This window comes from Xanthomonas vasicola, assembly GCF_000772705.2.
Lineage (GTDB): Bacteria > Pseudomonadota > Gammaproteobacteria > Xanthomonadales > Xanthomonadaceae > Xanthomonas > Xanthomonas vasicola.
In genome coordinates, this window is the sequence record NZ_JSBW02000002.1 from 163,139 (window position 1) to 177,370 (window position 14,232).

At 63.2% G+C, this 14,232-nt stretch carries 9 protein-coding genes and 1 other RNA gene; 6 read left to right on the forward strand and 4 right to left on the reverse strand.

Translation table 11 applies throughout. The annotated features are described in order from the left end of the window. The first annotated feature begins 137 nt into the window (after nt 1-137). Complete coding sequence (locus tag NX05_RS00895) at nt 138-599, forward strand: hypothetical protein (RefSeq protein ID WP_017117815.1); 462 nt, start codon at nt 138-140, stop codon at nt 597-599. 878 nt (nt 600-1,477) lie between these two features. Here NX05_RS00895 and NX05_RS00900 read toward each other — a convergent pair. Both NX05_RS00900 and NX05_RS00905 read right to left on the reverse strand, forming a co-directional pair. Continuing rightward, a complete protein-coding gene (locus NX05_RS00900; RefSeq protein WP_039437230.1) occupies nt 1,478-3,262 on the reverse strand; it encodes a DUF885 domain-containing protein in 1,785 nt (594 codons plus the stop codon). 142 nt (nt 3,263-3,404) lie between these two features. Beyond that, a complete protein-coding gene (locus NX05_RS00905; RefSeq protein ID WP_230597775.1) occupies nt 3,405-3,752 on the reverse strand; it encodes a cytochrome c oxidase assembly factor Coa1 family protein in 348 nt (115 codons plus the stop codon). A gap of 173 nt (nt 3,753-3,925) precedes the next feature. On the opposite strand from NX05_RS00905, the gene NX05_RS21365 reads away from it, so the two are divergent. Further along, nucleotides 3,926-4,002: non-coding RNA, sX9 sRNA (locus NX05_RS21365), on the forward strand. Between the two features lie 4 nt (nt 4,003-4,006). On the opposite strand, the gene NX05_RS00910 is transcribed toward NX05_RS21365, so the two are convergent. After that, complete coding sequence (locus NX05_RS00910) at nt 4,007-6,244, reverse strand: S9 family peptidase (protein WP_039437232.1); 2,238 nt, start codon at nt 6,242-6,244, stop codon at nt 4,007-4,009. A gap of 417 nt (nt 6,245-6,661) precedes the next feature. After that, entirely contained in the window at nt 6,662-7,351 is a 690-nt protein-coding gene (locus NX05_RS00915) for a glutathione binding-like protein (RefSeq protein WP_039437584.1), read from the reverse strand. A 389-nt stretch (nt 7,352-7,740) separates the two neighbouring features. Between NX05_RS00915 and NX05_RS00920 the strand changes: the two genes are divergently transcribed. From NX05_RS00920 to NX05_RS00935, 4 genes are all read left to right on the forward strand, one after another. Continuing rightward, complete coding sequence (locus NX05_RS00920; RefSeq protein WP_039437589.1) at nt 7,741-10,755, forward strand: TonB-dependent receptor; 3,015 nt, start codon at nt 7,741-7,743, stop codon at nt 10,753-10,755. A 195-nt stretch (nt 10,756-10,950) separates the two neighbouring features. Beyond that, nucleotides 10,951-11,652: a SapC family protein gene (locus tag NX05_RS00925; protein ID WP_039437233.1), complete on the forward strand. Its 702-nt coding sequence runs from the start codon at nt 10,951-10,953 to the stop codon at nt 11,650-11,652. Continuing rightward, on the forward strand, nt 11,642-12,655 hold the full coding sequence (locus NX05_RS00930; protein WP_010369891.1) for a cupin-like domain-containing protein: 1,014 nt from the start codon (nt 11,642-11,644) through the stop codon (nt 12,653-12,655). The genes NX05_RS00925 and NX05_RS00930 overlap by 11 nt, the downstream gene beginning before the upstream one ends. A 10-nt stretch (nt 12,656-12,665) precedes the next feature. After that, nucleotides 12,666-14,231, forward strand: a complete 1,566-nt coding sequence (locus NX05_RS00935) for a tryptophan halogenase family protein (RefSeq protein ID WP_039437236.1) — start codon at nt 12,666-12,668, stop codon at nt 14,229-14,231. The last annotated feature ends 1 nt before the right edge of the window (nt 14,232 follow it).

Consider the following 14,232-nt stretch of genomic DNA (forward strand, 5'->3'; position numbering starts at 1 on the left):
TCATCATGACCAATGGCGGTTTGGCAGCAGCCTCACACCGGCATGGCTAGGGTGCGCCGAAGTGCGGCGCGATTCAGTCCAAGCGCCGGATCATCGCTGCCACTACCCGGCTTTCATTACCCAAAGGGGGGTCCACCATGCACAAGCAATCGCTGATCAGGAACGTTGCCATCGCCGCGGCCACCGCCGCCTTGCTGGTCGGCTGCGCCAGCAGCTCCAAGGTGATGCTGGGCCAGGCGCGCGCGCCGATCGACCCGGCACAAGTGCGGGTGTATTCCAACGCCCCGGTCGGCTCGGTAGAGATCGCCCAGCTCGAATCGACCAGCGCGGCCGGATTCGGCACCCAGGGCCAGACCGACGCTGCTGTGCAACGCCTCAAGCGCGAAGCCGCCAAGCTCGGCGCCAACGGCGTGGTCATCGTCGGCGTGGGCTCAGAACGCTCCGGCGGCGGCCTGTCGGTCGGCGGTGGCAGCTACGGCGGCCGCGTCGGCGGCGGCCTGGGCATCGGCATCCCAACCACCCAGAAGCGTGCGGCGGGCGTGGCGATCTGGGTGCCGGCGGGGGCAAGCGATGCGGCACGCCCGCCACTTGGTCAATAAGCCATTTGACTCGGATTCGTATGTCTTCGACCAGTAAGACGCCAGTCTCGAGAGATACTGGGCGTCTTGTCGACGCTTCTTGCAACGAACGGCCTAAGCCGGCTTGTAATGAAACCCCAAATCGGATGCAGTATCCTCTGGCGGCGACAAGATTGGGACCGCCTTAGCCGTACATACCAGGTTTCCTGTCTACTGCGCTTTAGCCACTTGATCCTGGCAACGCGTAGCTGTTGGCCTCAGTCATCTAAGGAATAGTCATGAAAAGCTGGATATGGATGTTGATGTTGGCGATGTGTTTCGTTGGACAAGCTGCGGCTCAAACTAAGGGGGTAAAGCTTGTCTGCCGCTCCGATGATCCATTTGTCTTCTGTACGCAGGGTTGCAAAGATCAAGACAAGAATTGGATACCGGTGGATCCAATTAGCGCGACCTGGGTCGCCGTGCCCGGATATTGTCTGTTCCCTAGCCCGACACCTTGCTGTGCCGGCCCAGTGTGCCTCCAGGCGTGGACACCGACTGCCATTACTGCGCTTGCGCAGTATCAGAGCGTTTGTCCGCAAGCAAAGAAACAGGGAAAGTGGACAGGTCAGCAGCGACCTGAGAATGTTCCATTCGCTCATTGAGCGCACCCGCTCGATGAAGCTTCATACAACAGGCCACCGTCCAGATCATTAATCGCGCGGCGGCTTATCAGTGTGGCCTGCTCGCCAGCACGCAGGTCACGCTCTTTTGTATTTCCAATGAAGCTGTATCGCCTTAATCAGCTTCAACTTCAGCTTCGAATAGTGTTCATTAAATCGACGCGGCCTGCAGGGCCGCGCCTTAGTTTCAGTATTTGAATTGCCGAGAAGAACCAGCTAGGCCAACCCCGGCTGAATTTACTTCTGTTGCGCCGGAATGAACTGCGTCTCCACCGCCTTGGCCAGCTGATCCGGTGGGAGCAGGCCTTGGTCGAGCAAGAAGTTATTGAAAGCCAGGCGATCGAACTTCTTGCCCAGGGCCAATTCGGTGCGCATGCGCAGTTCGAGGATGCGGGTGTAGCCGTAGAAGTAGCTGCCGGCCTGGCCGGGGGCGCGGACGGTGTAGCGGTCCAGTTCCTGGCGGGTCATGGCCGGCGAAAGGCCGACGTCGTCTTCCAGCACCTGGCGTGCGCGGTCGCGATCGATCAGGCCCAGGTTGAGCATGGGGTCGAGCATGGCGCGGGCGGCGCGCAACAGGCGGAACTGCAGGGCGATCAGTTGGCCGTCGAGCGGTTCGTACGGCACCATTTCCGCTTCCGCATACAACGCCCAGCCTTCGACGTTGACCGAATTGAAGGCGAACAAGCTGCGCGCCAGCGAGACGCCGCGTTCGACCATGGCGGTGAACTGCAGTTCGTGGCCGGGGCGGCCTTCGTGGGCGCTGAGCGTCCAGGCGGCCGAGCCGAAGTTGAAATCGTCGTACTGCTCTTTCTTGGCGCCATCGGCGGTCGGGTTGCCCAGCGGCAGCACGAACTGGCCCTGCTGGCCGGTATTGCCGATCAACGGCGCCGGCAGAAAGTGCGGGGCCGGTTGCGCAGCGCTTTCAGCGGCGCTACCCAGGCGCATCTGCATCGGGCGGTTGGGCACATCGACGATGCGCTGCTTGCGGATGATCGGGTCGATCTGATCGATCACGCCGCGGTAGTGGGTTTCCAGCTGGTCGTCGGCAATCTTGTTGCCCTTGAGCGCGCGGATCACCTGCACATAATCGCCGCCCTGTACGCCCTTGGCCTTGGCCACCAGCGGCGCCAGCTGGCGCATGGCCGAGCGGGTTTCCATGAACTCCAGTTGCGCGCGCTGAATCAGCTGCTGCGGGGCAATGTCGATACCGACCTGCTTGAGTTGAAAGGCGTACAGCGGCTCGGGCAGGCGGGTGTCCTTGCGTGCCTTGGGCAGCACGGTGGTGCGGGTCCAGGTGGCGTAGTCCTTCAGTTGCGTGGACATCGCCTTGAGCGCTTCGTCGGCGCCCGCGATCTTGTACTTGGCGAAGAGCTCGCCGATGCCGGTCACGTACGTGTCCACATTGACCAGGGCCTGCTCCACCTCGCGCTGGGTGGGCTGCAGCAAGGACTTGTTGCCCAGCTTTTCCTCATAGCGCTGGCGCGCCAGCGTGGTGGTGGGCGTGCTTCCCGGCACCAGGCCAACATAACGCTTGAGGCGGTCCAGCGCCTTGGCGCGGCGCTCGGGCACGGTCTGGTCGGAGAGCAAACCGTTGAGGCCACTGAAGACCAGTTCCGGGGCGTCGTTCCACGGCAGCAGGTAGCGCTCGTTGAGCTCGCTGCCTTCGATGTTCTGCTCGGCCGCGCCGATCATGATCTGCAGGTCCTGGCGCACGTTGGCATCGCGCTCGGTGGCCAGCTTGGTCTGCAGCGTGGCGCGCGCCTTGCGCATGGCATCGCGATAGCGCGCGGCGTTGTCCGGGCCCAGGTCGACGACCTGATCGTCATAGCCGGGCACACCGAAAAAGCTGGCGTATTCGGGCTGGAACGGCGCCTGCGCGTTGAGCAGGATCTGCGCGTACCCATTGCTGGTCTGCACCCAGGCCGGACTGGCAGGCAGCGTCGGCGCAGCCTTACCGGTCTGTGCCTGCAACGGCAACGAAGAACCGAGCGCCAGCGCAACGGCGAGAACAAGTGGCTTCATGAGGCATATCCGCAGATTGAGTAGCGCGACCCTACCCATCTGCAACGGCCGCGGCAATCTGCCTTAGGTCATGGCAGGCAGGGCTACGGTGGCGATGCTGGCCGTAGCACAATGATCTGGTCGCCATCAATGCCGGCGAAGGTCAGTGTCTGGTAGGTCCAACGTCCATGCCTGCGTGTGCATCCACCTGCACGCTGCCTTCGCCACGCGGGCCCTGCAGCCCAACGCTGAAATGCGCCTCACCGGTTGGGGCGGAATAGTGAATGCTGGCATTCGGCAGGAAGGCTTCGGTGATCGGTGTGCCGAGTTGTTGCACAACCCGCGCATCGGTCTTGGCAATCTGCAATGCATCGCGATACACATCGCTGGATTTCACCGCTGCATTAATTACGTAGAGCACCCCACCGATCAGCAGCGCCGGCAGCAAAAACAGCGCCACACCGATGCCGGGGACAATCCAACTCCAATGCCGGCTCCAAACATCAGCCACGCGCTGGGGCTGCGGTGTGATGCTAGAGGAATCGGTAGCGGCAGGGACATGGCACTCCTTGTGCAAACACTAAGAATGGCGGGCGAGTGGTGCGACGCATGCGCGTGTGACTTGAAGCAGATTACAAAACAACTGCAGCACCGCCGGGCGGGCGCGGCCGGTGCTCGGACGGCATGTACCTCGCGTACACCGCGGTTCCTGTGCGCTGTCCACGCCCACCTGACGACTGCTCGCCAGGTTTTGGCTAGCCACGCTTAGTCGTGCATCGGCATCAGGCAACGCTGCAAAAACGCTTCGGCGGTCTTGTAACGATGCAGTGCTGTGGCACCCGACAACCCGTGCTTCGCGCCGGGATACATCATCAATTCGAATGCGGTGCCGCGTTGCTGCAGCTCGCTCATCAGCGCAGTGGAGTTGGTGAACAGCACGTTGTCGTCGGCCATGCCGTGGATCAGCAGCAGCTTGGCGTGCAGGCCGTCCAGATGCGTGGTGATGCGTGCGTTACGATAGCCTGCGGCGTTGCGAGCCGGCAGGTCCATGTAGCGCTCGGTGTAATGCGTGTCGTACAGGCCCCAATCGGTGACCGGTGCGCCAGCCACGCCGCACGCATAAGCGTCGCTGTGTTTGGCCAGCAGCATCAAGGTCATGTAACCGCCGTTGGACCAGCCCTGCACGCCAATGCGCTTGGCATCCACCCAGGGTTGTTGCTTGAGCCAAGCCACACCTTGCAGCTGGTCGTCCACTTCCACCGTGCCCTGCTTGCCGTACAGCGCGCCACCGAAGTCACGCCCGCGCCGCGGAGTACCGCGATTGTCCAGCGAAAACACCACGTAGCCACGCTGGGCCAGGTATTGATCGAACAAGGCATCGCCGCGGCTGGGCCAGGCATCGAGCACGGTCTGCGCGGCCGGGCCGCCATACACATACACAATCACCGGGTAGCGCTTGGCCGGGTCGAAGTTGTCTGGCTTGGTCAGGCGGTAATGCAGTGGTGTCTTGCCGTCGGCAGCGCTGAGCGTGCCGAATTCGATCGGACGCTGCGCGTCGCGGTAGTGGGCGTACGGATGCTGCGGGTCGCTCAAGTCGTTCTTCAGCAGCGTGGTGATTTTTTCGCCATTGGCGCGAAACAACTCGATCTGCGGCGGCGTGGTGGTGTTGGACCAGGTATCGACGTACACGCTGGCGTTGTTCGCAAAACTCGCCGCGTGCGTCCCGTTGGTGCTGGAGCGCTTTTCGATCGCGCCGCCGGCCAGCGGCACGGCGTAAATGTGAGTTTGCGTGGGCGCGTCTTTGCTTGCGGCGAAATACACCATGCCGGCCTGCTCGTCGACGGCGAGCACGCCATCGACCACCCAGTTGCCAGAGGTCAGCGGCGTCAACGTGCGGCCGTCTTCGGACGCCAGATACAAATGCTCGTAGCCGCTGCGTTCGGAGTTCCAGAGAAAGCGGCCGTCCTTGAGAAATCGCAGGTCGTTGCTGAGCGGTACCCAGGTGGGCGAGGTTTCGGTGATGAGCGTGCGCTGCGCGCCGCTGGCCAGCGTGGTTTCGATCAGCTCAAGGGTTTTCTGGTCGCGCGACTGGCGCTGGAAGGTCAGGCGCTGCGCATCGCGCCAATCCACACGCGCCAGATAGATGTCCGGATGCTTGCCCAGATCGATCCAGCGTGGGGTCGCCTTGGCGCGCGGTGCAATGACGCCCAGCCGCACCGCCACATTCGTCTGCCCTGCCTGCGGATAGCGTTGGCTGATCACCTCGGTGTGGTCGGCATACACTTCTGGGCGCTTTTGCACGGGCACTTGCGATTCGTCGATGCGCGCGAAGGCAATGGCCGAATCATCCGGCGCCCACCAATAGCCGGTGTGGCGATCCATTTCTTCGTCGGCGACGAATTCGGCCACACCATTGCCGATGGTCTCACTGCCATCGTGGGTGAGCTGCAGCGCGTTGCCACTGGCCAACTCGATTACCCACACGTTGCGTTCGCGCACGAAGCTGACGAACCCGCCCTTGGGCGAGAGTTTGGCGTCGGTGGCAAATCCTTCGCCGTGCGTGAGCCTGCGCACCGCTGCCGCGCCGGTCTTGCGCAGGTCGTACAAATACAACTCCCCGCCGAGCGGGAACAGCAGCGCGTGCGCATCCGGTGCCCACTGATAATCGACGATGCCGGTGAGCGCGGCGATGCGTTGGCGTTCGCGACGGGCTTTTTCGACATCGCTCAGGACTTCGGTGCCGGGCAGCACGATTTTTGAATCGACCAGCAGGCGGGTCTGGCCGCTGGCGATATCGTATTCCCACAGGTCCAGCTGATTGCGATCGCTGTCCTTGCCGCGTAGGAAGGTCACGCGCGAGCCGTCCGGGGCCACCTTGGGCTTCATCAGCGTGGGGCCGGCAAGCGGCAACGGGCCGGTGATGGCCTCCAGGGTGAGTTTTTCGGCGTGGGCCATGGGAGCGGTGCTGAGCATGAGGGCAAGGGCGGCGAATAGTGCGCGCATCGATGATCCTGTTTGACGACTGCGCACAGGATGCGGCGGTGGTGTGGATTTGAGAAGCGCAGCGATGCCGATGTTGGACGCTTGGGCGCGCGTGCGTGGGGATGCATGGCGCTGGAGTTGCGCGTGCATCGGGATATGTCGGTGCGTGGTCGATAACAACCGCGCGTCGCGTGCGTGAGCAGCTATGTGTTCGCTGTCAGTGTCCGCCACACCGTACCGTCACCCCCGTTTCGCGCCCCAGCCCGCGTTTGCGACGCGGGCGCGCCAGGGCACGCGCGCCAGTGGCGCGCAAAGACGTGCCTTCTTGCCCAGCGGGAGAGGGGCTTTAGGCGCCATGTTGAGCTGTTCTCCCCGGTGTAAAGGGACTTCAGCGCCCGTGTTGAGCGGCCATGCCCGCTCTGCTGTTGCGACTACGCTTCAGCGCTTGCCGAACAGGTGTTTGCGCTCCTCCTCGCTGAGCGGCTTGCCGGCATTGGGATTGACCTTGTCCTTGAGTGCGTAGGCGCGCTGGGTGGCCGGGCGGGCGGCGATGGCGTCGTGCCAGCGCTTCAGATGGGGGAATTCGGCGTAGTCCGGCTTGAGATCGCCATACACTTCGATCCACGGATAGCTGGCCATATCGGCGATGCCGTAATCGTTGCCGGCCAGGAAGGCGCGGTCGGCCAGGCGCTTGTCGAGCACGCCATGCAGGCGGCGCACCTCGTTGTTGTAGCGCTCGATCGCGTAGGGAATCTTTTCCGGTGCATAGACGTTGAAGTGGCCCATCTGGCCGCTCATCGGGCCCAGCCCGCCCATCTGCCAGAACAACCATTCCAGCGCAGCGATGCGGCCGCGCGCATCGCGCGGCAGGAAGCGGCCGGTCTTTTCGGCCAGATACAGCAGAATTGCGCCGGATTCGAACACGCTCTGCGCGCCACCGCCGTCCACCGGTGCATGGTCAACGATGGCCGGCATCTTGTTGTTGGGCGAAATCTGCAGGAACGCCGGTGCGAATTGTTCGCCCTTGCCGATGTCGACTGGTTTGACCGTGTATGTCAGCCCGACCTCTTCCAGGAACAGGGTGACTTTGTGGCCATTGGGCGTGGGCCAGTAGTACAAATCGATCATCGGGCGCTCCAGTTCAAAGGTAGGGTCGTACCAACAGACACACCACAGCGAGCAGTCTTCACGATGCCAGCATCCGGGCAGGCAATGCACCTCGCCGCTGCCGAATCCGCTTGCCATTGCGCATTCAACCGCCCGCGTTTGCTGTGTCCGTGGCATCGCATGGATATACGTTGCTATCGAAGCTTGATGGTACGGCCAAGCGATTACACGCGGATATGCTGAAAAACCGAACGCAGTGGAACGCGATGTGACGCGATCAGGTCGCGGTCGATGCTGCAGTGCAAGTTGACTTTGTTAAGCCTGCAGTAACAAATGCGCGATTGTTCGTTTGACCTTTGCCTGTCCCGCTCGGGGGCCGGCCTTATCTTTTGTTTGGGGAAGAAATTACCGTGAGAGAGACTCGCACCCTGCCGCGTACGCGGCGCTTGACTTCTGCCCTGCTGTTCGCATTGTCGACTCCGCTGGCCGCGCAGACCGCGCCGGCGCCGCAGTCCGCATCCACCGTTCCGGGTTCCAGTCAGGCCGACCCCGCCACCCTCGATACCGTCCAGGTCAGCGGTATCCGCGGCAGCCTTACTTCGTCGATGAACGTCAAACGCGATGCCCAAGGCATCGTTGACGGCATCGTGGCCGAAGACATTGGCAAGTTCCCCGATACCAATCTGGCCGAGTCGTTGCAGCGCATCAGCGGCGTGTCGATCGACCGCTCGCTGGGCGAGGGTTCGCGCGTCACCGTGCGCGGCGTCGGCCCGGACTTCAATCTGGTGCTGTTGAACGGCCGGCAGATGCCGGGCGCCAGCATCGAGGAATCCAACGCCTCCAACTCGCGTGCGTTCGACTTCGCCAACCTGGCGTCCGAGTCGATCTCCGGCATCGAGGTGTTCAAGACCAGCCGTGCCAGCACGCCCACCGGCGGTATCGGCGCGACCATCAACATCAAGACTGCCCGGCCGCTGGATAACCCAGGCATGCATGCCAATGTCGGCCTGAAGGGTGTGCACGATGCGTCCAACGAGAACCTGCCGGGCCGCTTGCAAGGCGATTCGCTGACGCCGGAAATCTCAGGTATTTTCAGCAACACCTCGGCCGATGGACGCTTTGGCGTGTCGCTGAGCGGCAGCTACCAGGAACGCGACTTCGGCTACAGCCAAGTTGGCGTGCCCAATGGTTGGCGCGCGTTCCGTGGCGACTCCACTGCCTACGGCACCATTCCGCAGCCGGGTGCGCCGGGTTCGGAAAACATCGTCAACCGCCCCGGTCCGAACGATATCTATTCGGTGCCGCAGAACCTCAACTACCGCGTGGTCGGCGTCGAACGCCAGCGCACCAACGGCCAGCTGGTGCTGCAGTACAAGCCGCTGGACAACATCACCACCACGCTGGATTACACCTATTCGGAAAACAAGATTCAGCAACAGCGCAACGAAATGTCGGTGTGGTTCAACTATGGCCCCTCTGCCAGCTCCTGGACCAAGGGACCGGTCTCCGGTCCGATGACCTATTCGGAAATCGTCAATCCGCCCACCAGCGATCTGGCCACCGCCGGCTCCAACGCGGCCACGCGTAACCAGAACAAGTCGCTCGGTTTCAATGTGGATTGGGCGGTGAACGATCAGTTCAAGCTCAACTTCGACATCCATCGTTCCACCGCCGAAGCCGGCGCGGACAGCCCGTACGGGTCGAGCAACTCGCTGGGTGTGTCCGGCTTCTACCGCGGCACCTCGGTGGTGGATTTCAGCAAGGATTTCCCGGTGTTGCAGCAGCAGCTGGGCTTCGGACTGAACGGTCTGGACCCGTCGCGCACGCTGGTCACCGGCTCGGCATTCCGCAACAGCTACATGAAGTCGGAAATCGATCAAGCGCAGGTCAATGGCGACTTCACCTTCGAAAACTATTCGCAGTTGAAGTTCGGCATTGGCAGCACCGAGGTCAAGAACCGCTCGGCGTTCTCCAACGTGCAGCGCGACACCTGGGGCGGCAACGGCACCGCGGCCGATTATCCGGACGACTTGTGGATTCCCAGCTCGTTTGCGCAGTACTTCGATGCGATCGACGGCAGCGGCAATCCGCAGCAGTTCAACCAGCTGTACCTGTTCGACTTCGAGCGCGTGCGCCAGGCTGCTGCGCAAGCGGCTGGCGATGAGTCGCTGTACCGCATCTCGCCGGTGTTCACCACCGACCGCCGCGTGACCGAAAAGTCCAAGAACGCCTACCTGCAGTGGAACAACAGCTGGGACGATCTGCGCGTGCCGATCAGCCTGGCGGCAGGCGTGCGTTACGAAGAAACCAAGGTGGACGCACAGGCGCTGGTGCCGGTGGCAGTGGGCATCGACTGGGTTGCCAACAACGAATTGCCGATCCGTCTGGCCAACTCGGCGTTTGCCGGCGGCAGCGGCAAGTACGAATACTGGTTGCCCAGCCTGGATCTGAGCTTCAAGCTCACCGAAGATCTGGTGCTGCGCGGCAGCTACGGCGAAACCATCGGCCGCCCGGGCTGGGGCGATATCCAGGGCGGGCAGACGCTCAACCAGATCGGCCGCATCGAAGGCGGCACCGGCCAGGAAGGCAACCCGGGCCTGAAGCCGCTGCTCTCGCACAACATCGACTTCTCGCTGGAGTGGTACTACAGCGAGGCCAGCTACGCCTCGGTGGGTTTCTTCCGCAAGAACATCGACAACTACATCGGCGTCACCACGCGTAACGATACGTCGCTGGGCTTGAACACCCCGATCGGTGGCACGTACTGGAATGAAGCGTTGGGCAACGGCTGCGCCTCGGCCGACCTGACCTGTATCCGCAACTACATCTTCCGCAACCGCGGCGGTGCGCCGGGCGTGGTGCGCGGCGCTGACGATGCCAACGGCAACGCCACCGGTGTGATCAGTGGTCAGCCGGGCGACCCGGTGGCCAACTTCGCCATCACCGCGCCGGCCAACCAGCGCTCGGCATCGTTGGACGGCTGGGAATTCAACGTGCAGCACATGTTCGGCGCCAGCGGCTTCGGCGTATCGGCCAACTACACCAAGGTCGACTCCGGGTTGACCTACAACAACTACGTGATCGGCGAGCAGTTCGCGCTGGAAGGCTTGAGCGATTCGGCCAACTTCGTCGGCTTCTACGACAAGGACCAGTGGCAGGTGCGTGCGGCCTACAACTGGCGCGACCAATTCCTGGCTGCGCGTTTCGATGGCAGCGGCCAGCCCAATCCGGTCTACACCGAAGCCTATGGTCAGCTGGACTTGAGCATCGGTTACCAGTGGACCGAGAACCTGTCGCTGAGCCTGGAGGCGATCAACCTCACCAACGAAATCCAGCGTCAGCATGGTCGGCAGAAGAACGAGATTATCTATGCCACCCAGACCGGTCCACGCTACATGCTGGGCCTGCGTTACAAGTTCTGGTGATCCACGCTTAGGCGATGCAGGAATCGGGAATGACGGCATCGCTGCAGTCACCAATACGTCCCCGGCAGCCTGGCTGCCGGGGACGTACACGGCCGTTGCACCCGGCCCGACGATGTGAATGCGTCCAGGGCTTGCCGTGCAGTGGCGATTCGTTGAAGCATAGGCCACGCGCCCCGCGTGCAGTGCCAATCCCCCATGACCAATGCTGTGTTGTTGAACAATCTCGATCACCGCGATTTACGCGTGATCACCGCGCACGGCGCCGCCTACGGCGATGACGTGATGTCGGCTGCGACCTTTCCACAAGAATTTCGCCAGTTGCAGGCGCAATACCCCATCGTGTTCCATCGCAGCGGCGAGCGCAGTTTTCGGCCGCTGGTGTTACTGGGATTACGCCTGGGCGAAAACCTGTTTCTGCATGGCGCGCGTTGGGATGCGCCCTATATTCCGCTGTCGATTCAGCGACAGCCGTTCCTGATCGGCGAACAACCCGACGGGCCGATGGTGCACGTGGACCTGGACAGCCCACGCGTCAGCAGCACCGAGGGCGAATTGCTGTTTCGCGAACACGGCGGCACCACCGAATTTCTCGACCACATCAGCCAGGTGCTGCGCACGCTGCACGATGGCCTGGTGGCCAGCACGGCATTCGTCGAACGTGCGCTGCGTTACGACCTGCTCGAACCATTTGTGTTCGAAGCCGCCTTGAACAACGGCCTGGAATGCCGCCTGGCCGGGCTCTATGTCGTGCACGAAGAACGCCTGCGCGCACTCGATGACGCGGCGCTGCTCGATCTGCACCGGCATGGCGATCTGGAACCGCTGTACATGGCGATGGCCTCGATCGCGCAATTTCGCCATCTGCTTGAACGCATGAATCGCCGCCATGCTGGCTGAGCCGCGCGCCATCGAAGAGCGCCATGGCCTGGACCCGCAACAGCTGGACCCGGCCATCCTTCGCTCCACCACGCCGCTGGTGCTGCGCGGGCTGGTGCGCGACTGGCCGCTGGCGCAGGCCGGTGCGACTTCTGCGCAGGCTGCTGCAAACTATCTGCGTGGTTTCGACCGTGGCGAGGCGGTGGTCGCGCAGGTTGGGCCACCGGAGATTGGCGGGCGTTTCTTCTACAACGCGGACATGAGCGGCTTCAACTTCCGCCCTGAGCGCGTGCCCTTGGGTGTGGTGTTGGACACCTTGTTGCGCGACCTCGATAACGCGCAGCCACCGGCCATCTATGTCGGCTCCACCACGCTGGACACCTACCTACCCGACCTGCGCGCGCACAACCCGATCGCGCTGCCGCAGAGCGAGCCGCTGGCCAGCATCTGGATCGGCAACCGCACCCGCATCGCCGCGCATCAGGATCTGCCCGACAACCTGGCCTGCGTGGTCGCCGGACGGCGCCGCTTTACGTTGTTTCCACCCGAGCAGTTGGCCAATCTCTATATCGGCCCGCTGGATCTGACCCCGGCCGGGCAACCGGTCAGCCTGGTGGATGTCACGGCGCCGGATCTGCAGCGCTTTCCGCGCTATGCGCAGGCGCTGGAACATGCGCTGGTCGCCGAACTGCAACCGGGCGATGCGTTGTTCATTCCCAGCATGTGGTGGCATCACATCGAAGCACTGGAAAGCTTCAACGTGCTGGTCAATTTCTGGTGGCGGCAGAGCCCGGCCTACATGGATTCGCCGATGAACGCGCTGATGCTGGCGCTGCTGACCATCCGCGACTTGCCGGCAGAACAACGCGCCACCTGGCAAGAAGTGTTTCGTCACTATGTCTTCGAGGCCGACGACAGCACCGCCGCGCATCTGCCCGATGCCGCACGCGGCGTGTTGGCCACGATGGACGACGCCAACGCGCGCAGCCTGCGCGCGCGGCTGCTGCAACGCTTGAATCGCTGAGGACCTCGCCATGCCCCACACCATGCCTTCCGATCCGCAACAGCGCCCGGTGCGCCGCATCGTCATCGCCGGTGGCGGCACGGCCGGCTGGATGGCCGCTGCGGCCATGTCGAAGTTGCTGGGCCGGCACCTGCAGATCACCTTGGTGGAGTCGGACGAGATCGGCACGGTGGGCGTGGGCGAAGCCACCATTCCCAGCCTGGTCACCTTCCACCGTTTGCTGGAGATCGACGAGGCCGCCTTCATGGCCGCCACCCAGGCCACCATCAAGCTCGGTATCGCCTTCGAACACTGGCGCGATGTGGACCGGCATTACATTCACTCCTTCGGTCATGCCGGCACCGATCACTGGAGCGCCGGGTTTCAGCATTTCTGGTTGAAGGGGCAGCAGCGCGGTGTGGCGCGCGACTTCGGCGACTATTGCCTGGAACTGCGTGCGGCGCAGGAAGGCCGCTTTGCGCACCTGCCCAATGGCGGCATGAATTACGCCTATCACCTGGACGCCGGGCTGTACGCGCGCTTCCTGCGCCGCTTCAGCGAAGGCTTCGGCGTCACGCGCATCGAAGGCCGCATCGGCCAGGTGGAAACCAATGCGGAAAGCGGCTTCCTGACCGCGCTAACGCTACAGGACGGCACGCGGGTGGAAGGCGACCTGTTCCTGGATTGCACCGGCTTTGCCGGCCTGCTGATCGGCAAGACGCTGGGCGTGGGCAGCGACGATTGGTCGCGCTGGTTGTTCGCCGACAGCGCGCTGGCAGTGCAGACCGAATCGGTGGGCCCGCCCGTGACCTACACCCGCTCGCGCGCCGATCAGGCCGGCTGGATGTGGCGCATTCCGCTGCAGCACCGGGTGGGCAACGGCATCGTGTATTCCAGCCGCCACATGGACCAGGACAGCGCCCGCGTAGTGCTGGAACGCAACCTCACCGGGCGCGCGCTCACCGCGCCGCGGCCGCTGCGCTTCACGCCCAACCAGCGCCACCGCGTGTGGGAGAAGAACTGCGTGGCGCTGGGCCTGGCCAGCGGCTTTCTGGAGCCGCTGGAATCGACCAACATCCATCTGATCCAGCGCGGCATCATCCGCCTGCTGCAGACCTTTCCACAGGTCATCAATGCTGTCGACATCGCCGAGTACAACCGTCAGGCGGCCGACGAAATCACCCACATCCGCGATTTCGTGATCCTGCATTACCACGCCACCGATCGCCGCGACACGCCCTTCTGGCGCGACTGCGCGGCAATGGATATCCCCGATTCGCTGCGCCATAGGGTGGAGTTGTTCCGCCAGAGCGGTCGTGTATTCCATCAGGCCAATGAACTGTTTGCCGAGAATTCGTGGGTGCAGGTGTTGCTGGGCCAGGGCATCGTCCCGCAACAGCATCACCCGGTGGCCGACCTGATGGGCGATGCGGAGCTGAGCCGTTTCCTGGAAACCATCCGCACCCGGGTGGAGGGAGCGCTGGTGCGGTTGCCCGCGCACGCGGACTTCCTGCAACGCTACTGCCCTGCCCCGCCGCCGCCCGAACCGGCCGCACGCGTGCCGGCCCCGACGGTCATGGCGACCCCTGCGGGATAAA

Coding starts and splice junctions, on each gene's coding strand:
- NX05_RS00895 (WP_017117815.1), top strand. CDS start 138: ATGCACAAGCAATCGCTGATCAGGAACGTTGCCATCGCCGCGGCCACC.
- NX05_RS00900 (WP_039437230.1), bottom strand. CDS start 3,262: ATGAAGCCACTTGTTCTCGCCGTTGCGCTGGCGCTCGGTTCTTCGTTG.
- NX05_RS00910 (WP_039437232.1), bottom strand. CDS start 6,244: ATGCGCGCACTATTCGCCGCCCTTGCCCTCATGCTCAGCACCGCTCCC.
- NX05_RS00915 (WP_039437584.1), bottom strand. CDS start 7,351: ATGATCGATTTGTACTACTGGCCCACGCCCAATGGCCACAAAGTCACC.
- NX05_RS00925 (WP_039437233.1), top strand. CDS start 10,951: ATGACCAATGCTGTGTTGTTGAACAATCTCGATCACCGCGATTTACGC.
- NX05_RS00930 (WP_010369891.1), top strand. CDS start 11,642: ATGCTGGCTGAGCCGCGCGCCATCGAAGAGCGCCATGGCCTGGACCCG.
- NX05_RS00935 (WP_039437236.1), top strand. CDS start 12,666: ATGCCCCACACCATGCCTTCCGATCCGCAACAGCGCCCGGTGCGCCGC.